This is a genomic window from Vibrio sp. THAF64 (assembly GCF_009363455.1).
Taxonomy (GTDB): domain Bacteria; phylum Pseudomonadota; class Gammaproteobacteria; order Enterobacterales; family Vibrionaceae; genus Vibrio; species Vibrio coralliilyticus.
Genome location: NZ_CP045356.1, coordinates 941872 through 960195, shown reverse-complemented (window position 1 = coordinate 960195; position 18324 = coordinate 941872). Strand labels below are relative to the sequence as shown.

General features: G+C 46.6%; 20 protein-coding genes. 4 read left to right on the top strand and 16 right to left on the bottom strand.

All coding sequences use genetic code 11. The features are described from left to right. Positions 1-71: 71 nt before the first annotated feature. The 3 genes from FIU99_RS20825 to FIU99_RS20815 form a co-directional block, all read right to left on the bottom strand. Positions 72-1604, bottom strand: coding sequence for a hypothetical protein (locus tag FIU99_RS20825; protein ID WP_231115567.1), 1533 nt, complete (start codon positions 1602-1604; stop codon positions 72-74). 10 nt (positions 1605-1614) lie between these two features. After that, a complete protein-coding gene (locus tag FIU99_RS20820) occupies positions 1615-1863 on the bottom strand; it encodes a hypothetical protein (protein ID WP_021456133.1) in 249 nt (82 codons plus the stop codon). Between the two features lie 193 nt (positions 1864-2056). Beyond that, complete coding sequence (locus FIU99_RS20815) at positions 2057-3919, bottom strand: hypothetical protein (RefSeq protein WP_006960124.1); 1863 nt, start codon at positions 3917-3919, stop codon at positions 2057-2059. A gap of 207 nt (positions 3920-4126) precedes the next feature. Between FIU99_RS20815 and FIU99_RS20810 the strand changes: the two genes are divergently transcribed. Continuing rightward, entirely contained in the window at positions 4127-5041 is a 915-nt protein-coding gene (locus FIU99_RS20810) for an SDR family NAD(P)-dependent oxidoreductase (protein ID WP_006960125.1), read from the top strand. Positions 5042-5077: 36 nt separating this feature from the next. On the opposite strand, the gene FIU99_RS20805 is transcribed toward FIU99_RS20810, so the two are convergent. The 6 genes from FIU99_RS20805 to FIU99_RS20780 all read right to left on the bottom strand — a co-directional run bounded on the left by FIU99_RS20805 (position 5078) and on the right by FIU99_RS20780 (position 9015). Further along, on the bottom strand, positions 5078-5671 hold the full coding sequence (locus FIU99_RS20805; protein ID WP_006960126.1) for a hypothetical protein: 594 nt from the start codon (positions 5669-5671) through the stop codon (positions 5078-5080). Between the two features lie 102 nt (positions 5672-5773). Beyond that, on the bottom strand, positions 5774-6625 hold the full coding sequence (locus FIU99_RS20800) for a hypothetical protein (protein WP_006960127.1): 852 nt from the start codon (positions 6623-6625) through the stop codon (positions 5774-5776). Between the two features lie 21 nt (positions 6626-6646). Further along, positions 6647-7354 (bottom strand): hypothetical protein, encoded by a 708-nt coding sequence (locus tag FIU99_RS20795; RefSeq protein WP_006960128.1) that lies wholly within the window; start codon positions 7352-7354, stop codon positions 6647-6649. An 84-nt stretch (positions 7355-7438) separates the two neighbouring features. Continuing rightward, positions 7439-8224: a hypothetical protein gene (locus tag FIU99_RS20790; protein WP_039951866.1), complete on the bottom strand. Its 786-nt coding sequence runs from the start codon at positions 8222-8224 to the stop codon at positions 7439-7441. Between the two features lie 48 nt (positions 8225-8272). Continuing rightward, positions 8273-8572, bottom strand: a complete 300-nt coding sequence (locus FIU99_RS20785) for a hypothetical protein (RefSeq protein ID WP_006960134.1) — start codon at positions 8570-8572, stop codon at positions 8273-8275. Between the two features lie 20 nt (positions 8573-8592). After that, on the bottom strand, positions 8593-9015 hold the full coding sequence (locus tag FIU99_RS20780) for a hypothetical protein (protein ID WP_006960136.1): 423 nt from the start codon (positions 9013-9015) through the stop codon (positions 8593-8595). Positions 9016-9167: 152 nt separating this feature from the next. Between FIU99_RS20780 and FIU99_RS20775 the strand changes: the two genes are divergently transcribed. Further along, a complete protein-coding gene (locus tag FIU99_RS20775) occupies positions 9168-9479 on the top strand; it encodes a hypothetical protein (protein WP_039951868.1) in 312 nt (103 codons plus the stop codon). On the opposite strand, the gene FIU99_RS20770 is transcribed toward FIU99_RS20775, so the two are convergent. The 7 genes from FIU99_RS20770 to FIU99_RS20740 all read right to left on the bottom strand — a co-directional run bounded on the left by FIU99_RS20770 (position 9391) and on the right by FIU99_RS20740 (position 17233). Beyond that, on the bottom strand, positions 9391-10353 hold the full coding sequence (locus FIU99_RS20770; protein WP_006960138.1) for a hypothetical protein: 963 nt from the start codon (positions 10351-10353) through the stop codon (positions 9391-9393). The genes FIU99_RS20775 and FIU99_RS20770 overlap by 89 nt on opposite strands. A 16-nt stretch (positions 10354-10369) precedes the next feature. Further along, on the bottom strand, positions 10370-11146 hold the full coding sequence (locus tag FIU99_RS20765; RefSeq protein WP_006960140.1) for a lamin tail domain-containing protein: 777 nt from the start codon (positions 11144-11146) through the stop codon (positions 10370-10372). 104 nt (positions 11147-11250) lie between these two features. Further along, positions 11251-13329, bottom strand: a complete 2079-nt coding sequence (locus FIU99_RS20760) for a hypothetical protein (RefSeq protein ID WP_006960142.1) — start codon at positions 13327-13329, stop codon at positions 11251-11253. Further along, positions 13326-13949 (bottom strand): hypothetical protein, encoded by a 624-nt coding sequence (locus FIU99_RS20755; protein ID WP_006960143.1) that lies wholly within the window; start codon positions 13947-13949, stop codon positions 13326-13328. The genes FIU99_RS20760 and FIU99_RS20755 overlap by 4 nt, the downstream gene beginning before the upstream one ends. Continuing rightward, entirely contained in the window at positions 13946-15502 is a 1557-nt protein-coding gene (locus FIU99_RS20750) for a transporter substrate-binding domain-containing protein (RefSeq protein ID WP_006960145.1), read from the bottom strand. The genes FIU99_RS20755 and FIU99_RS20750 overlap by 4 nt, the downstream gene beginning before the upstream one ends. After that, positions 15499-16284 (bottom strand): bifunctional 2-polyprenyl-6-hydroxyphenol methylase/3-demethylubiquinol 3-O-methyltransferase UbiG, encoded by a 786-nt coding sequence (locus FIU99_RS20745; protein ID WP_006960148.1) that lies wholly within the window; start codon positions 16282-16284, stop codon positions 15499-15501. The genes FIU99_RS20750 and FIU99_RS20745 overlap by 4 nt, the downstream gene beginning before the upstream one ends. Before the next feature lie 58 nt (positions 16285-16342). Beyond that, positions 16343-17233 (bottom strand): N-acetylmuramidase family protein, encoded by an 891-nt coding sequence (locus FIU99_RS20740; RefSeq protein WP_006960150.1) that lies wholly within the window; start codon positions 17231-17233, stop codon positions 16343-16345. A gap of 256 nt (positions 17234-17489) precedes the next feature. On the opposite strand from FIU99_RS20740, the gene FIU99_RS20735 reads away from it, so the two are divergent. Beyond that, a complete protein-coding gene (locus FIU99_RS20735) occupies positions 17490-17735 on the top strand; it encodes a YdcH family protein (protein WP_152472527.1) in 246 nt (81 codons plus the stop codon). Between the two features lie 188 nt (positions 17736-17923). Beyond that, a complete protein-coding gene (locus tag FIU99_RS20730) occupies positions 17924-18319 on the top strand; it encodes a helix-turn-helix transcriptional regulator (RefSeq protein WP_039951870.1) in 396 nt (131 codons plus the stop codon). Positions 18320-18324: the final 5 nt, after the last annotated feature.

The following is an 18324-nucleotide window of genomic DNA, read 5'->3' as shown; positions in this document are numbered from 1 at the left end:
AGAAGTCGTCTTGTAGGAAGAAGGAAAGCCCATAATGGTTTATGGGCTTGGAGCGAACCATAAAGAAAGAACTAAACTCTCAGTTTACCTGCGAGAGTACTGATAGCAGCGTCTTTTCTACACGTCATGATTTCGACAAACTTGTGCGGTTTTTGCTCCACCAAGTGGAAGATGGTAATCAGTGCTAGGCGCACTTGAGCATCATTGTGGTGATCTTTATTGTGAATCAAATCGGCTACTTCTAATAGTTTCTGTGCCTGAGATTTGTCACCATCGCTCACACCTGTTTTTCTCGCTACCCATTTAAATCCACTGTAAGCAGAAATAAGCAGACCGAATGGCGTGACTTTGAATGAGTAGCGCACGGCCGCCCAATCAATATTGTCGATTGCCAAGATGATGGATGCCATAACAGGATCGTCGTCTTTGAGCTTGAGCGTCTCTTTGCCATGTTGCTTGAGATCGTATAGAAGCAGCTGTTTGGCCATGTACACATTGAAATCGACCGTTGCGGTTAACGGAGTCAGCAAGTTTCCGCCGAAATGGAGGCCCAACGCCGTTCCGCCTTTACTGGCAATCTGGCCCAGTGCAAACCACAAAATACTGCGGGCATTATCTTTTAGTGTTGATGGAATGCTGGTGATTTTATTAGTGAACCATTCCAGCCAGGTTTCTTCGCTGGTTTGACGTTGAGTTGCCTTAATTAAATCAAGCATTGGGTTTACTTGAGTAATGAGTGTATCTATCGAATGGAAGCCTGCGAGTGGCATTTTCTCAAATGGAATTGAGACGAAATGGATTGATTCAGGTGCCTTGATTTCAGGTGTCGGAAAATCAAGCTTTTTCGTGATGATTTCCAGTTGTTTCTCAAAGAATTTGACGAAATCATCCTTGCTCGCGGGGGTGTCGCTACCAAATAATCCGCTACATACAACATAAGGTGCTTCCGCAGTGCTGGTGACATCATGTGTGTCATATTTGATTTTCTGCCACAAAAAGTTCATCGCTGTGATGGTTTGCGGAGAGTATTCGTTGCAGAACAGGTTAAAGGAATCTGAGCTGATTAGCTGCATTAACCAATCGGCATAGTTTGTGGAAGCAGGGTTAGTATCAAGGATATCTTTCGGGAGCTTTTTAGGATATTCCGATATCTCGGTTTTAATGCCATTGAAGCTGGTCTTGAGATCGGCATACAAAGCTTGAGCCATCGCGGTAGCATTGGATTTCTCTAAAACAAGAGGGGAAACAAGGCTGGGGCATAGTTTACTTGCTTTGGCTAGGTGGACTTGAGCGCCACTCAAGCTCTTAACGGATTCTTTCGAGCTTGAGTTGATAAGCGAATCCAAGAAGGAGGAGTGTGTACTCACATTTTTGTCGGCGAGTAAATCTGACAGCACAGTCTGCATATGAGCTAAAACAGTCGGAAAATCCTGATATAGGAAGTACACGAAGTCGCCGCTATTGAGCAGTGAATGTGTCCAATCTCGGTACTGAACTTTCTCAGGTATCGTGTCTACGTCCATTTTTCTCATTCCATTCTCCCAATCCCCTCGGCTTTTGAGGATTGAAGCCAAATGCTTACATGCTCTATTTCTAATGGTCATCACGGGCTCCTTACTGTTCTTCAGAGTTAATGTTTTCTAACTCTGTGAGTTGCTGCCACAGATACTCATCCATAGCTTGTTGTTGGCTGGTTGTGAGAGGGGCACTCTCGTTTTCAGTTGAGCTGCCTGAAGCCCCCTGTCTTAACGGGTTAGTGTTGGTTGGCATTGTTGTCACTCCAATTAGGTTGAATGGCTGGACGAAGCGTCCAAGGCGTGGAATTTCAAAAAACGTCAGACGTTGTGCCGACGAATCACACATGAAGTGGTTCAACTATATGAATCTACCGGTGGATTCACTCAGGCTTAGCTGTGATCTTCTCGGGGGATGGAAGGAATCTTGTTTTTTACTGGTGCCCTAGCACAGAGGATTTAGCACGAAAGTTGGATAAATTAGAGGAAGCTAGCCCATCAAGATCTAGTCTTAGTGGGCTAGAGATAGAAATAGATTGTTATCAGCTAATCTCTACAGAGCTGTATATATGTACTGAGCCACCTATAGGCCCATCAAAACTTACAGAAGTTGCGACGCCAGGCCTTACTGCCGGCATTTTAAAAGCATTATATAAAGTATTACTACCTGAGGTATATAATGCGTTGACCTTTATCCGAGAGTTCATTGGGTTTCCATTGGCGACTTCAGACACACCCAAGTTGATATTTTTTACGGTAACTCCTTTGGTATTGTATGCCGTGAGTGTGCTACTTTCTGTTGGATCTAGCTTGGCAGTGTCGACATACATTAAGCCTGTGTGAGAGTTTCCTACGGATTTATCCGTGTTTTTAGCTGACGTTTGATAGCCTAATAGCTCCTTCAACGCTCCAGAGGGTTCATAGTCTACAAACACAGCACTGTTGGCTTCACCAACAAAGGGCTGATATAAATATCTTTTGGACTGAAGCCCGTCGCAGTTGAAAACCCAGCCTCCCGTTTTTGCAACTATGGAGTTTGACTTAATATCCATTCCACATGATGGGACAATTTGAATGTCTACCCCTTTGCCTTTAATTTCTTTTAATAAACTTTCACTATTACTAGGCACTATTTTTGATAGTACTGGCTGAACATTATTATCGGTGAGTGCGTGAAGCGTTTTTTTGCTTATCTTCGATAAATGATCTAAGCATACATCTACAGCTATATTTAAGTTGTTAACTTTGATAAAGCCTAGTGGGTCATCATTTTCTGGCTTCGCAGTAAACCAATAAAAGTCCTTGTCAGAGACAGGTACCGCGTAGTCCTTTTCTTTCTTCAACTTTTCAATGGTTGTTGAGTCTATTTTTCCATTCGCCTCTATTAGTTTCCATGTTTTGGCATGTATAACTCTCGGGTCGTTGTCCCCGCCTTGCACATCTACTAGCAAATCATCATTCAGATCTACAAGGAGGGAGCCTCTGCCGTATAAGTTGTACTCATCGCTATCGACCTTGTTTAGCTTTACAAAGTCGATTGATGATTTTTGTCTTTTCATCGTCATATAAGTGTTATCTGCAGCTTTTGCAGTACCGAAACCACCAACGATTATTGGACAAAGGTTATATGCTTCTTTCACTTTTGACTGGTCTGTTGCGGCAGACCAAGAAAAGTTAACCAGCTCTTTTAGCTCTATGCATTTGGCATCATTAGTGACACTAGCGAAGCGGTCGTTTTTCAGTTTGTTTCCAGAGGCGTTAATGATTGAATTAACGGCGACATCTGAAATCGGTGTTTTATCAACGATGTCTTTTGCGTATTTTAGAGCAAGGTTATCTCTATCTGGATTAGTATTGAATCGATTATCGCTATTAAAAGCCTGCTTAAATTCATATTCAAATACAGATATGCGAAGTGCTTCTTCCACCGTGTACCCGCTTTTGTCTACGGGTTTATTTACAGTGTCGTTTCCATTTTTACCTTTGGGCTTAAACGTTGGAATTACAATATCTGAAACTAAAACGGACTTTTCTTTCGCAGTTGCAGACCAGCCAATTATTGATCCAATTACAAACAACCAGTTACGCCATTTCTTATCTTTTACAAGGTTTTGTAACGCGGATATCAAGCCCGTATCGCCACCTGGTACTCCCATAATCGTAGCCAGGTCATAGGCTCCTAGGTGCCCGCGAAAATAAAACTCTGGGACTGTAAAAATTTTGACTGCTTGTTTATCAATACTGTTATCAGATGCTGCTTTTTCAATTGCTTGCTTAAGTAACTCAACGCGAGCTTTATAGTCTGCTATCGGATCATCTAAGCCAAGGTAAATGGCTTTGTTGTTCTGAAGAGTGTGTGGTCCTGTATTGATTGAATAGCCTATAAATTGAACCTTTTTTGTCATAGTAATAGCGCCTTAAGTGATAAGTGTGCTTAAAACTTTATAAGAACAAACCACAGCTTACTCGGCAGGATTGACAGTGTTTGCGGGGCAAATAACCGCACTGCGATTGAGCAAGAAATATCAAAAATGACTTAATCTGAGTTGATAAAGTTTCACCATCAAGACGGCGCAATAGCCGCAACAATAGTCGAAATTTAGAGGTGAAACATGGTGAAGAGTGTATTGATTACTGGTGCGAATGCTGGCTTAGGTAAGGAAACAGCGAGACAGCTAGCGGCCAATCAAAACATCGAGAAGATCTATCTAGGATGCCGCAATTACACTAAAGCTCTGGTTGCCAAGCGAGAGCTGGAGGAACAAACCGGAAGAGCGATATTTGATATTTTGGATATCGACGTTTCTGACCTTGCATCGGTTAATGCCGCGGTTGAAGCCCTACCTGAAGCGGTAGATGCACTGGTGATGAATGCAGGTGGCACAGGTGGCGCACGTTTCTATGAGCGAAACAGCGCTGGCGTAACCCAAATCGTTGCGGTGAATTTACTTGGGCATGTGGCGCTGACGAACGGTCTGCTAAAAGCCAATAAACTCAACAAGGTCGCATTGTATGCCGGTTCTGAAGCGGCGCGTGGTGTGAAGTCGATGGGAATGAAGCGCCCTGAGCTGAAAAACTCATCAGTTCAGGAATTCGCGGACATTTGTGAAGGGCGATTATACAACCATCAAAAAGACGCGACGGTCCCTTACGGGCCTGTGAAGTACATGGCAGCGCTTTGGATGTCGTCCATCGCTCGTGAGTATCCTCAAGTCCGCTTTGTGACCATGAGCCCCGGTGCGACAACAGGTACGGAAGGCTTTGATACCCTTAGCCCAATGCGTCAGTACATGATGAAGGGAATGATGCAGGTTATGTTGATGCTAGGTAAAGTGCATAAACTGGAAGTGGGTGCACAGCGCTTTGTGGATGGGCTGCTGGATGACAAATTCAAGAGTGGCGCTTTCTATGCCAGTGAGTCTGGGTTAACGGGTCCACTGGGCGAGCAGAGTAAGTTGTTCAAGGATCTTGCAAACGTTCATATTCAAAATAATGCGCGTGCCGCGATTGAAAGCTACATAGCGTGATAACCATGATGTTGGGAGCGGGACTAATGTCCCGCCTCAAAATGCAGCCAGCAGAAAACGTGGCTCCCCTTCTTTTTTCATATGACTGAGCCGCGCAATCTGAGTGCTGCCCGTTAAGCTGGTATCAAGCACATACGCACATTGAGTGTTGTTGTCTAGTGGCTCGAAATGCTTGATGTCTTCGCCACTGAAGCTTCCCCATAATCCGACCAGCAGCATCACTTCATCTTCAGGTAGTGACTTACGCAAGGTAGCCACTCGTTTGGTGTCATCATAGAGTTTGTTGCGATCTTTCTTTGACGCTAGTTCGTCCTGGTGAAGAACGTGAAATTCAAACCAAAGGTTTTTCCCCGGCGTTGAAATACGCAGATCCGCTTTTGATGCGTAGCGTTTGTCGCAAGGTTCGACGGAAGCCGATTTGCTAACAAATTTGAGGTACTCGTCATTATGTCTGTAGGGAGAGGCGAAATGGATATCCTCGATATCTGAAGATTGAGCCAGTGACAGGCTGAGATCGAGCGTGAGCCAGGAATGTACAAAGGGCTTTGCCTGAGGCATGGCGATGACCTGATTCGCTTTGCTGAAATCGTGCTGACCGGCGAGATGGCTGAGTAGTGATTGCTGAATCATAAGGTTTCTCCGAAAGAGCGATGCGTTCAGAGTATCAATCGAAGTGGGCAGAAACTCGGGATAAGCCAGCATAGAATAGGGGATGCTGGCGTTAGGTTAGGGTTATGCGTTCTCTAGCCATAGCTGTGCATCATCCAGTTCATGTAGATACACTCTGCTCTGGCTGGCATGGTTAGCAAGGTTGTAATCGTTCAATAGCTCTGGACGAAAGGCTATGCCCAAAGATAGGCATTGAACTTGCTGAGTGGGAGAAAAATAACTGAGCTGCTCAGACAAAATATCGGAAAGCTCAGGCTCTTCAATTCCCCCTTCAAAGCATGACCACAATGCTTTGATCACCGGATACATAGGTTTGCTTTGTTGCCTTGAATCAGTACTTTTGGCATAACCCGATTGCCATTGAAAAGTCGTACCAAACAAAAAGCAGCGGATGGTGTGCATGAGCAGCCAGTAATCGTGCTGAACATCCGATCCATCCGGTTTGGTGGCTCTCATGTACTGGTACAGTGCAGCAACAAACTTGCTGGTGGCGAGGCTATCTGCATTGGTCATTGCCAATAAGATGGCACGATTGATCTTGCCAGCGTATTTCTCCTCAGGTGTGGGCTGCTTGGGTGGTCGATTGACCTCTCTTGGTTCATGAGAGTAATGGAAGTGACCGGAAATACCGTGTTGTCCGAGCCTAGAACCTCGTTCATTCAGTGCACCACCATTGAGCCAGTCTACATGACTGAGAGGGTTAATCGGGCGTATCGACATAGGTTTACCAGCTTGTGAGTGTTGTGACCATTCAGGTAAATCTGATGAGCTTTCACAAGCGGGCGGTTCCTCTTGCACTGGGGAGGAAAGAGCCAGATAAGCCAGTTGGTACGCCAGCCGTTGGGCGAGGCCGGGTTCTGCTCCGGCCATTAATGCGGCGCTGAAGGCCGCATAATACATTTGGTCTGATCGCATTAAGAGTCCTCCCGGTCGGGATTATTCAGTGGGCGCGCTAAGGGCTTTCACGTTGCTGTTAAACTGCGGCAGCGTTTCGACAAAGCGGTTGATGACCTGTTCTGCGACGGACTCTTTGACGGAAGGTTCACTGATGTAGGTATCCACTTCTGAGCGAATATGCCCACCGTTTAACGCATCACGATCTCTTTGGTTGACGATGGCATTCACGGCCTGAGCAAAAGCGAACCCATCCGTTTTACTATAAATACGATGCTGGCTGCCTGTGTTGCCCGACTCTGGGTAGCGAGGGGCTGCATAAGACACCATGTAAGGCTGGGTGTTCGGATCGTTACCGATCAGCTCTTCACACGAGAAGAGGACGAAGTCTGTAGAGCGGTAATTATCCATGACCTGATTGCAAATAGGCAGGTCAGCTTCGATGGCTAAGTTGTAGTCGCAGAAGAAGACATCGACACCTGGGATCAGGCTGGAGATCATAGTATCAAACGCGTTTTGGACGCCTTCAGGCAGTTCATCTTGCTCTGGAACCTGACTGTAGTTCTGTGATTTCACCGAATAGGAGCTTCGCCAGCGGGCTAGGAGTTGTTTCCCTTTGTGCCCGTCTCGATACTTGTAAGCGACCTTGTAGCCGCTATCAAAATAATCTTCAACATCAGGCTGGTCAGTCAGGAATGCGAAGGTACGTCCGTCAGAAGCTTCGCAAAGGCGAAATAGTAGTTGTCTCATTGGTTTCTCCTGTAGAGTAGTTACCTCCGCAGAATAGGTTTTTCAGGCTATGTATACTTGGTGCAATAGTTCACTCTTTTGGGGTTATTGACGATCCGTTGCACGCATGCAAGAACGCACGCCTGTGAGCCAGCGAAGATTCGGTTGTCGAGATGCACTTTGAGGCTTTGAGTGAACGGAATTCTTCACTGTTTGTCTTTTATTTTCAGCGTGTTGAAAGTCTGGTTTAGCTTCTGCTGATATTGCAGATTCCTGCTTATGTTCCGATGCGCCATTAGCCACAAACTTAAATTGATACGGGTAACTTGAATGGCCCTGATAGCTTGAAGGCTGAGACCAGTTGATTTTGGTTGTTTGAGTCTTGGCTTTTGGTTTGGAATCGTCTTGTGGTAAAGCGTTTGGCTCGAGCCTGCGGCGTTCACTACCAGATTTTGGGCGCACGGGCTCGGATGGCTTTTTTAGATGGTCGACAGGTTCTTCTGTATGGTTGGCATCGTTAGAAACCTCAGCTCCCTCTTCCGAGCTGGCCGTAAACACACTTTTAGGCATGCTGGTTAGGCAGCGCGCCAGATCCTGCACATAGCTTTGATAAGGGTTAAAGCTAGCGTCAAATTCCGCCAGTTTGCTTTCGGTGTTGGTCGTGCTTGTTACTTCTGCCGTCTCTTGCATGAGTGGTTCTTTTGGTGAAGGTGAATCTTGGTTAGCCTGGGAAACGGGTGGTGTATTTTCCGATGCTTCTGGCGATGAAATAACGGACTCTTCCTGCACAGTCGCTTCTACCGGTTGAGTTTTGTTAGCTTTGCGATAGCGGGATTTGAGTCGGTAGCCACGAGGAACCCATACGACTCTGCGGCGTCGATATTTGCCCATGCTTCCCCCTTATGAGCAAGATTGGCGGGAAGCTCCCGCCAGAAACAGTTACACCAGCGTATCGACTAGTGTGCTAAAGGTTTTATTGACGATTTTCTGCACTTCGGATTTTGCGCTGATTTGCCACGTCAGCATTTCGGCCTCAGCGATTTGCTTTTCACGTAATATCTCTAGCTCAAAATCTTCATTGGTTAAGTCGCCGTTGTTTCTAGCCTCTATCAGCTCTTGCAAGGTGGCCTTTTGCTTATCCAGTGTGACTGTCAGCGCACTGGTCAGCAGGTTCTTAATTGGTGAGTCTTCAATTTGGCTAGTAATTTGTTCAATGATGTTATCTATGCTTTCCGTCATCTTTCTGCTCCTTGAATGATTTATTGTTTGGCGAGTTCACCACGAATTAACGTATCAATAAGCCGTTTGTACTGATCTAAGCGACGCTTGATGAGAAAGTCTGACAAGGTTTGCTTTTGCTGGTGGGTTTTCATGTCCTGCTGCCAGAATTGCACCAGTGTTTGAGCCTGCTTTAAGGTCTCTTGGTTTTGCTCTCGCCTTGCCTGCCTGCGCTCTAATCCACGCACGCTCACATCGATTTTGAGGTACTGTTCAGTGAATCTCGCGTAGAGGCGTTCGCTTTCCGGCAGCGCTTGCATGCTCAGGTAGAGGTATTCGATATCACGTTCGATACTTTGTGCCTGCTGAACGGTTTGAGGATCGTAGGGAGCCACCAAGCGCAACGTACAGCCACTCAGTAATATCAAACAGGCGGCGATCCAGCCGAGGTAACGAGTTTTCATTGTGTGTCCTTATTTTTCGGGTTTCACTCCATGATGACTTGGAAAGAGGGTGAGTAGCTCAGGCTAATTGGCTGAATAATTGGGTTATTTGGCCGTGATTATTCCTTGTTGAGTGATAAGTTAAAAGCAGGAGGAGTCAGCAAGGAAATGCTATGTCGGATTTAATCGATGCGCTTAAACTGGTCAAAAAAGCCTATAAGCCGAAATTGCAAAAACTGAAGATGACGCCAGAGCAAGTGAAGCAGAAGGTCAAAGTACACCAGAAAGTCACCGGTGTACTTCAAGGAATGGATAAGCTGGAATCACTCCAGAAAGAGTCTCTCGAACTGGTCGCTAAGTTGGTCAAAACGTTTGTTGAGCAAGCTCCGACGATGGCTAATCAGGCGCTCGCCCCGTTGAAGAAGCCTCAGGAGAAGAGTCAGGCTGACGACGAATCCCATCAATCAGACGATCAAGCAAAGTAAATAACACCTCAATGCTATAGCCTGCGATAAAAGCCAGCGCCATCGGAGACAGTGCCATGTCGCCCATTTCCGGCTTGAGTAACCAGCCGGTTATCATTCCCGCTAAACAGCCTAGTGTGAGGCGCAGTCGATAGCCGACTTCTCTGCTGGCGGTATACGTAAGAGTACGCACCTGTTGCAGCAGGCTTCGCAGGACAAAGATAAACGCACCAAGCAGGCCATACATCAGCGGAAGAATGTAGTTTTGTAGCATTTGCAATACCGACTGAGCGGCGATCAGGTTAGCGGCATATTCAACGGGTGAGTCTTCATTGGCAGTCCTTTCGGCATCCAATGGTATGTTACGTCCACCTAGCCAGATGTGATTCCAGTTTCGCAGCAACTGGTAATTGGCCTCCATATCTGGGGGCATAGGAGAATTGAGGGCGTCCGTTGACCCCACAGAGGTGAGAAGGTTTTGCGTCAGTGCGTAGCCAAACAAGTAGTACATCTGCACAATGAGCAGGAAAATCAGGGTTAAAACGGTGTAGCGCCGATACCAGGTGATCACCCTTGAAGCGCCCGGTAATTCAAGCTTGCCATCTTTAGTGTCGGGCACAACGGCTTTGATGCTCTCGACTGTCACTGGGTACACCTGTTTGGCTAAACGGTCGTAACATTGCAGCAGCAAAGTTTCATCTTCTACGCTCCAGTGCCGAGTATCAATGCGATATTTGGCGCGATATATTCCCTGGGCAATCTCTGGGTCAATAGTGAGATCACCGTGGCGAGCAACGTATTGCAGCAACTGAATACCTTCACGGATCAGTTGTTGTAAATCAGACTCAGGGATCGATTCGTGAGTCCGCGATTTTACTAATGAGTCACTCGCCAACGGCTATCTCCTTTGATTAATAGTTGTAACTGGAGACTTCTCTGTCCTGATAATCAATCAGCTTACAGCCTCCACCGTCGTTGTTCCAAAGCGCTGTGGGGCTGTTAAAGCTGTATTCGTTATCTTCAAGCGACGCTTTGTTGGTAAAAACGCGTAAGGAAGTGAGCGGCGCTAACTGAGTGTCTTCAGGAAACACAAAGCAATTGTCATTGAGCAGAGCTTCTAAACGCCACTGGCTAAGGTCGACTGTATACTCTGATGTGTTGTGAATCTCGACGTACTCATCGCCTTCGCTGCGAAACTCTTTACCGTCATAATTGACGTGGCTGATGATGGCATGAGGGTGAGCTTTATCGCCATAAATGAAGCTTGAAACCGTCTGGCCGTGGTGGTTGACCAAAGTGCCAAGGTCGCCTCGGTTATTCCACACTGGCTGATTGGAACCAAAACTGTGCTCCGACTTACCTGATGTATCAATTTTGATGTACTCAAACGGCGACAGGAAGGTATGTTCTGGGAAGATATATTGCTGATCTGGCGAACCTGCCTGTATATGCCAACCACTAATGTCTGCAGTCATATCGCCGCGATTTCGAATCGTGATCGACTCATCCAGAGGTGAGGTGGTCCCTTTAAAGTCTAGAGATGAAATCTCTACCTGACTCAGCACTTGAAGCTGGTTAAGTTGTTGCCAACACTCGTCCATCTCCTCTTTAGATAGCTTTTCTGGTAACGCTATTTGGTTGAGGATCTTAAGCACTTCCTGCTGAATGTATTGGGTATTCACTGACACGTGTCACTCCTTGTTGATTGAGGCATTTAACGTGTCCAATGTAGCGAAATCCCCGAAAGATACTCGGGGATTTCTGACCAGAATTGCCGCTAATCGACGCTCGGTTATTTTTCGATAAACAGCAGGGTAATAATCAGCGAAAGCATGAGGAGTAGTGGCCAGTACCACTGTTTAACCCTCAGCCCTTGCTGATATTCCAACGCGTGAATTTTCATCTCCGTGGTGTACGCCAGAGCGCCAATGGAGGTGAAAATAATCTGCAGGTAAGCGAGGAAATAGAAGTACTCGATAAAGATAACACCCTGAGCATTCAGCTCCTCACGAAGTGCGACATGCGCAATGACCAAGATGAAAAATAACGAGGCACAATATTGGAGAACGGTGGCAGTATTAAAGCCCCACAGCGCTTGCTGCTTTTCGTCTTTGGTCCAAAGAAGCAACATACAATAAGTAAGAAAGCTCACGACCAGCAGCGGCATGATATGGCTTATTAAAGGTCCTGTAATACTCCTTTGTATGACCATGTTGTACTTCAAATTGACGGTTTGATGGCCATTGTAGAGCTTGTCAGTTTGATAACTAAAGTAACTTTGTAATAGTTTCCAACTGCCAAAATCATGTTCAGCCATTCTGATACCGGGTAAGTCCTCGGGCCGCATGGAAGGGTAGCTGTCAAACTCGGGTACCAGCATTAGGTAGCCTGAGTCTGGCCTAGGAATCATTGTCAGCTCAATGACTTCACGATCGAACGGAAAAGACTCGTAATCAAAAGGCTGTTTGATGAGAGCGACAAACTGCCACAGCTGGAATCCTTCGCTCTCCCGAATCAGAGACCAAGAGGTATTCAGGGAATTATTTATGTGCAGTGGTGGCTCATCGGTTGCCTGATCTGAGGTGATGATTTTACCGACAATACTGACCTGATCCGCCTCGACCAAATCAAGTGACTCAACGGTTAAGTTTATTTGATGAATGTGCTCCGAAGAGGCTTTTTTACCCGGTGGATATTGGGCTTGCCAAGCGAGGTACGCGCTTTCTTCATTGACCAGCAGAGCTTCGCCTTTGCTCAGAGGCTTGGGTGCTAAAGCCTGATACCAAAGCAGGAGCAGGTATGACAATAGGCACAGTGATAATACAGTAAACAGGCGTCTTAATTTGGCGCGCGACGCATCGGGAAAACGCAGCGAAGCGACAAAAATGATTAAACCAGCAATACTGAGAAACCAAATCAGGTCGTGATACCCAGCATGAGACGTGGTTGATGTCCTGAGCTCATCTGCATCAATAATGAGTCCAAGCTGAGCGTCGAGTCCTTCGATATTACTCAGTACCATCCACTCCTCACGACCAGTGACCGGATGAGAAAAAGTGGATAGATCCCCCTTAGTCAGCTGCTCCGAGATAGAAGCAAGCAGCGGGTACTCGGCAGGGTCTAAGCTGTATATGTCTTTGCCAAGAACCGACTTGTTCGGGTAGGCCAATATCTGACCTGTGCGTGAAATCAGCATGCCAAAGCCTTGGCTACCAAGATCTAGATTCAAGACTTGCTTGGTCAGGCTATTGAGCGAGAAGTTGAGGAAGACGATACCGTCAAAGCCATTGTTCATTTGCCCGTCATAATTGGACTCAAAGGGTACGATGAATTCAGCCAGCCAGGTATTGGCCGTGGTGCCGAAATACGGTTCCATCCACATACTGCCTTTTGACATTGGCTGATGAAACCAAAAAGTCCGTGGACCGTTGTTCATCCTGTCTGGCAAGGTGTAGTCGTAACGTTCCGAAATCTGCTGGCTTTGGCGATTGTCTCCGTTCTTCTGAAAGTAGGGTGAGTACAAAGGATTAGCAGGATCCGAATAACGATTTTTACGAAAGGCCACACCGCCTCGGTGCGCCCCTTGGGTTGTCATCACTGACTGAGTGATCAAGTGGCGCAATTCTTTATCATCACGTTGCTTTTGGTTGATTGCGGCCGCTAACAGTTCCGTTTTCTGCGATAACTCCGCCAAGCGCTTGTTGATGGCCCGAGTAGCCGCTTGGCTTTGTTCGACCAAGTGATGGCGGATATCAGTATCAATATCTGCGTGTAACTGGTAAAGCGTAATGGTGATAAAGGCCGCAACAGACCAGATAAGCGCTGCAATCCAGCGCAAATGGTAATACTGAAGTTCGGAAGGTTTGATCATGATTCGTCCCTCGCTTCAATATGCCGATTTTGGCGCTTTTCGGTGAGCGTGATAAAGGTCTTCAAAAAGCTCTGACACAAAGCGCCGCTGACGATGAAAAAGCAAGCCACCATGGTGTAAATCGGCAATATCGCATCGGCTTGGCCAGAAGACGCAATGTATGAGTTTGCCGTTGCCAGTATTTCATCCACACCGATGGCTGATGCTGTGGTGGAGGCCATTAAGATAACTAGAAAGAACTGATTCACTGCTGATAGCGAGAAGGACTTACCGCTGGTACGTTTTTGTGTGGCCAAATCACAGCTGTAACCCATGACAGGGATCGCCAGAGCGATAATGGCTTTACCTAGTGCGGGTACGTACATTTCAAAGCCCATCATTTCCCAGCGTGAGGGGACGATCAGCGCAAGATAAAACAGCATCACGAAACTGGGGACATTACAAAGTAAAGACTGAGCCCCTTTCGCCAGCCACTTGATTGGTGTTTGAGTGTGATTGGTTCCGCGACTCAGCAGAGCTCCGACAGGAAAACCTATCGTCATCGCTGATATAGCAATAAGAATATTGAGGCTGAAGGAGTAGGTAAGCGACAGCCATAAAGTCATGTCCGATAAAATCATTGCAACGCTCCTTTGTTGTTGATGTCGGGCGATGTTTGTCTTTTCAGATAATCGGAATAGCGGGTGAACAGCTTGCCGACGAGATAGGCAAACAGCAGTACTTCAAGGTAGTAAAACAGAGCCAGAAGTGTCATGAGCAGAACGGGGTAGCCTGAACTGGAGACTAAGGTGTTGACCACCAGAACCGCATTGGGCGAAGCAATAACACTCGCCATACCGGCAGCTTTAGCGAGATTGACCAAGTTAGCTTTGACCCCAGCACTGTGATGAAGATAGCGCTGAGTTAAGGAAAGCGGTGACGTAACATCTGCGGTGACTAGGTTGTTGATACCAGAGGCGGTGTACAGCGCCAGTACCAGCCAGGCAACACTGGCTCCGCTTAATAGCCAGTGCTGACCGTGCTCGTTCCAGAAAGACAGCGCACCGAAGTAAATCAGGTAGAGCATCAAAATGGGAGGAATCGAACTTTGTAGATGAGTGAGAAACGCGATGGGTTTTGCGACCCAGTGTTTGGAACTCGTCGTCATGTGAGTAAAGCCTAACGCCAGCGCGATGGCGGTTAGGATTGAAATCACAGTAAACAGAGCAGTGTGAAGCATCGATTGAATAAGTCGCTCTGTATCGAACTGGTCAAAAGGCCAAAACTGTTGGTCCCCTTGTTGCCCTAGTGATATGACGGTATCAAAGCAGAGCTTTTTCTTGCTGACCTTGTCGCTATCTGCCTGACACACGGCATCGCCATTCTCATCCATTGAGTTCCAGTTTTTGTGCTGCTGAGCAAGGTAATCCTGTTCTGGCAGCTGCCATTGTTGGGCGAGACTCTTCAGACGACCATCTCTGATGCGGCTCGCGATAAAACGAGATAACCAGTTTGCTAAAGACTGCGATGCCGTATCTTTGCGAGTCACCATCGACCAGTGGATTGGCATAATGGTCTCTACATCAACGCTGTAATCACTCCACTCTTTCTGATTCGACAAGTGGAACAGAATGCCGCTGTCGTAGGCCCATGCCTGACATTTGTTGGTCAATAGCGCCAGTTTTGAATCTCTATTACTCATCAGAATGATTGGTTTGATGCGATAGTTCTGTACCAGCGATTTATTGAAATATGCCCCAGCGGTCAGGCAGACCGGCTTGCCGATTAAGTCAGTCCATTTTTCGACGCTGTTCGATTTGTGAGTCAGGGCGGTGACACCACTGCGAAAATAGTGAGGCGTGATCATACGGACACGCTGTCGACGTTGCATGGAGTCACCGACCGTTGCAATCAACATGTCTACTTGCCCTTCGTTAAGCTTTTGAAAACGGTTGGCACTGGTGACGGTTTTGAATTCCACTTCTGCATTGAGCGCATGGCCGATCATTTGCGCCAAATCGGGTTCAAAACCAGCAGGTTGATTGTTGCTGTCCAGCATTCCCCAAGGTGGGTAATCGGCTTTAACGCCGATAACAATCCGTCCAGATTGTTTAATTTTGCTCAGCAGATCTTGCGCTTGAACGCTGGGTAACAATAGGCAACAACTTATAAGGAGGGTAAAGAAACGAATCATGCACGCCTCCTTGCGACCACCAGTAGGCCGTAACCCAGCGAAGCGGGTAAAAGATTACACAGTAGGTTATCTAAAAAGGCCATGGCGGAGTTCTGAATGACAAAACGCTCTGGAAAAATGCTTTCTGCAGTGACTTTTTCGATGTCAAACCCCGCTTCAATCAGCTCTGCTCTGATCTCGTTTACAGTGTAAAGATGATAAAAAAGAGGGATTTTTCGGCCTGATTGAAAGCGTTGGTACTGAATATCTCCGGGCAAGTTCTGTTGATTTCTTTGTCGCCATTGCAGTGTGAGAAAACGCCGTCGTCGATTGGGCACGGATAAGATCAGCGACCCATCGGGTTTCATGTGTTTGTGAAACCATTTCAGTAGCTTAGCGCGTTCTTTCTGTTCTCGGATATGGCTCATGACACCGAAAAGAAGCATGCCTAGCTGGAACTTCTCATCTCGGTCTTCAACGTGTTGATGAAGCTGATTTTGGTCACTGAACCAGTCGACGCGCTCAGAGAATTGTTGTGTTGTTTGCTTCGCTTGTTGGACGGCGATTTCACTGATATCGAAGCCATAGAGGTGCAAGTTAGTCTGTTTGAGTATCGGATAGCTATAGCGGCCGTTTCCGCACCCATAGTCCAGTGCTAATGAGTCCTGAGCGAGAAATTGCGCGTGCTGAAAGAGCGTGTTGAGAACTCGGATATTGGCTTTTGGATAGCGAGAGGTATACAGGCCGATGCGATAATAATCGTCGTAGGATTGGGCGATAGTTGTAGATTGGACGTTGTTCATGAATAGACTCCTTTCTTCGCCTGAATGAATGCTGCGCAGGTCGCCCTGCGCAAGCCGTTTAAGCTGAGTGAGTCTGGTAGGCGGACTCCAGTCTTTCGTCATAGCGGTTTTCAGCGTAGCCAGGGCCGTTGTAGTAACGGGCGAAGGTCGGCCAGTCGAGTGCTTGAATTGCCTCGTGCAGTTTTGAGTTTGATTTGATGAAATTCACAAAAGCCATCAGGTGGTGACGCTCAGCAAAGAACATGTCGCGAACGAAGGTTTCGACATCGTCATAACCCGCAGCCTGATGGTTAAAGCCCATGATTTGGTAACGGCCGAAGGAAGCAGATTTCAGAGCGGCGGTTCTATCCAAGTCGATAGCTTGTTTCAGGCGGTCATACTCTTTTTCACCACCTACATAGAGTGAGCGATCCCATTTTGGGGAAGAAATATTAGGGTGTGAGTCATCAAATTGATGGCCACTGTATTTGGAGAACTGGTGCGCTTCGAACAAGATGCAAGGCGCGCCAGACTCAAAGAAACCACTGCCTGATGATTCAACATCTGAGACGGCTTTAATCGCGGCAACTTCACAGCCAAGGGAGTCAGCTGCATCATTGTAGTCATCGTCAGTCAGTCCTTTGATAGGTTCAATCGCTGGCAAGAATAACGAGCTCAGCGCACTTTGACCTGCGCTCAGTTCTTTGTTGAGTGTGCGGTGGCTTTTACCATTAGCATCGATTCGGCTATCAGGATTATGAAAACCCAGAATAGTTTTCTGCATAGTGGCGATTGCCTGACATGTTGGCGATTGGCCAAGCTCTGAGCTGATGATGCCATCTTCTTTCAGTGGTGTGCTCAAGCCAATTTTGTCGCTCAATTGATTAAGGGCTTTTTGCACGTTGAGCACATCATCAGGTGTGTTGTCCGCGCCAATTCCAACCGACGAGGATAGGGTGAGTTCTTTCATGTTTGACTCCATGTATTCTGGTTTGATTGATCCCTACAAACGCTACTGGAATCGAGGTGTGACTAATTGGGCAGAGTCAGGGAATTTTCGGCGCGACCGATGAACAAAGGGTTTAAGAAGGAAAAGTTAAGAATTCGTCAGAATTAGATCTCAGAGTGAAGTTGTCGATTTGGATCTCAAATATGGACACATAATGGTGCTATGTTTGTATGAAATTTAACCAGTAAAATCCACCAAGATGAACAAAGGGGTTGTTATGCTAGGTGAAGAACACTCTCTATTAAGCGAATTCCCGCAATACAAAGATACCATTCGTGCATTGGCCAAAATGGATGACAGTTTTCTGTCTGAGATGAAGTCCTATGACTCGTTGGATAAAGAAATCCGCAAGCTTGAACTGATGGATTCTCCACTCAGCGATGAAGAAATGCATAAGATGAAACATGATCGCGCAGTGATGAAGGATGTCCTTCATAAACGTTTGGTAAGCGCGCATCAATAAGTACGATTGTTAGAGAGGGAGAAGTCTCTCTCTTTTTGTATCAACGACTGAAAGACCCGTATTCAGTTCTTGTTGAACCGCTCAGACACAACAAGCGTTTCTCTCCATCGATGTGAGTATTGGCTACCTGGCCGCTGAACTTAGCGTGTTAAAATCAACGTATGTTTCTCTTCTGATGCGCAGGAATTATGCCGAAGACATTCTATGAACAAGAGCTTGAGCGCCTGTATAGCGAGTTACCGCTGAGACCCAAACAGTACGCGTTGGTTAGGCAGTCCAAAGTGTTCATGGAGCAACACTATTTCGAAAAAATAGACTTAAATGATTTGGCTAAAGCGGCGCTTATGTCGCGCTTTCACTACGTGCGGATCTTCAAGCAAATCTATGGTGTTACCCCTCGAAGCTATCTAAGAGATATGCGGATTTCGAGAGCTAAAACTTTGCTTAGAGAAGGCCACTCAATGACGGATACGTGTTTTTCGGTTGGCTATGAAAGCTTAACGACTTTCTCTAGCGTGTTTAAAAAATGCACGGGCTATTCCCCTAGAGATTTTCAAAAACGTCATAAAAGCAATCTGGAATAAGTTTT

What these genes read in the sequence shown, in the direction of transcription:
- FIU99_RS20825 (WP_231115567.1), bottom strand. Translation starts at nt 1,604, where the DNA reads ATGACCATTAGAAATAGAGCATGTAAGCATTTGGCTTCAATCCTCAAA.
- FIU99_RS20820 (WP_021456133.1), bottom strand. Translation starts at nt 1,863, where the DNA reads ATGTGTGATTCGTCGGCACAACGTCTGACGTTTTTTGAAATTCCACGC.
- FIU99_RS20815 (WP_006960124.1), bottom strand. Translation starts at nt 3,919, where the DNA reads ATGACAAAAAAGGTTCAATTTATAGGCTATTCAATCAATACAGGACCA.
- FIU99_RS20810 (WP_006960125.1), top strand. Translation starts at nt 4,127, where the DNA reads ATGGTGAAGAGTGTATTGATTACTGGTGCGAATGCTGGCTTAGGTAAG.
- FIU99_RS20805 (WP_006960126.1), bottom strand. Translation starts at nt 5,671, where the DNA reads ATGATTCAGCAATCACTACTCAGCCATCTCGCCGGTCAGCACGATTTC.
- FIU99_RS20800 (WP_006960127.1), bottom strand. Translation starts at nt 6,625, where the DNA reads ATGCGATCAGACCAAATGTATTATGCGGCCTTCAGCGCCGCATTAATG.
- FIU99_RS20795 (WP_006960128.1), bottom strand. Translation starts at nt 7,354, where the DNA reads ATGAGACAACTACTATTTCGCCTTTGCGAAGCTTCTGACGGACGTACC.
- FIU99_RS20790 (WP_039951866.1), bottom strand. Translation starts at nt 8,224, where the DNA reads ATGGGCAAATATCGACGCCGCAGAGTCGTATGGGTTCCTCGTGGCTAC.
- FIU99_RS20785 (WP_006960134.1), bottom strand. Translation starts at nt 8,572, where the DNA reads ATGACGGAAAGCATAGATAACATCATTGAACAAATTACTAGCCAAATT.
- FIU99_RS20780 (WP_006960136.1), bottom strand. Translation starts at nt 9,015, where the DNA reads ATGAAAACTCGTTACCTCGGCTGGATCGCCGCCTGTTTGATATTACTG.
- FIU99_RS20775 (WP_039951868.1), top strand. Translation starts at nt 9,168, where the DNA reads ATGTCGGATTTAATCGATGCGCTTAAACTGGTCAAAAAAGCCTATAAG.
- FIU99_RS20760 (WP_006960142.1), bottom strand. Translation starts at nt 13,329, where the DNA reads ATGATCAAACCTTCCGAACTTCAGTATTACCATTTGCGCTGGATTGCA.
- FIU99_RS20755 (WP_006960143.1), bottom strand. Translation starts at nt 13,949, where the DNA reads ATGATTTTATCGGACATGACTTTATGGCTGTCGCTTACCTACTCCTTC.
- FIU99_RS20750 (WP_006960145.1), bottom strand. Translation starts at nt 15,502, where the DNA reads ATGATTCGTTTCTTTACCCTCCTTATAAGTTGTTGCCTATTGTTACCC.
- FIU99_RS20745 (WP_006960148.1), bottom strand. Translation starts at nt 16,284, where the DNA reads ATGAACAACGTCCAATCTACAACTATCGCCCAATCCTACGACGATTAT.
- FIU99_RS20740 (WP_006960150.1), bottom strand. Translation starts at nt 17,233, where the DNA reads ATGAAAGAACTCACCCTATCCTCGTCGGTTGGAATTGGCGCGGACAAC.
- FIU99_RS20735 (WP_152472527.1), top strand. Translation starts at nt 17,490, where the DNA reads ATGCTAGGTGAAGAACACTCTCTATTAAGCGAATTCCCGCAATACAAA.
- FIU99_RS20730 (WP_039951870.1), top strand. Translation starts at nt 17,924, where the DNA reads ATGCCGAAGACATTCTATGAACAAGAGCTTGAGCGCCTGTATAGCGAG.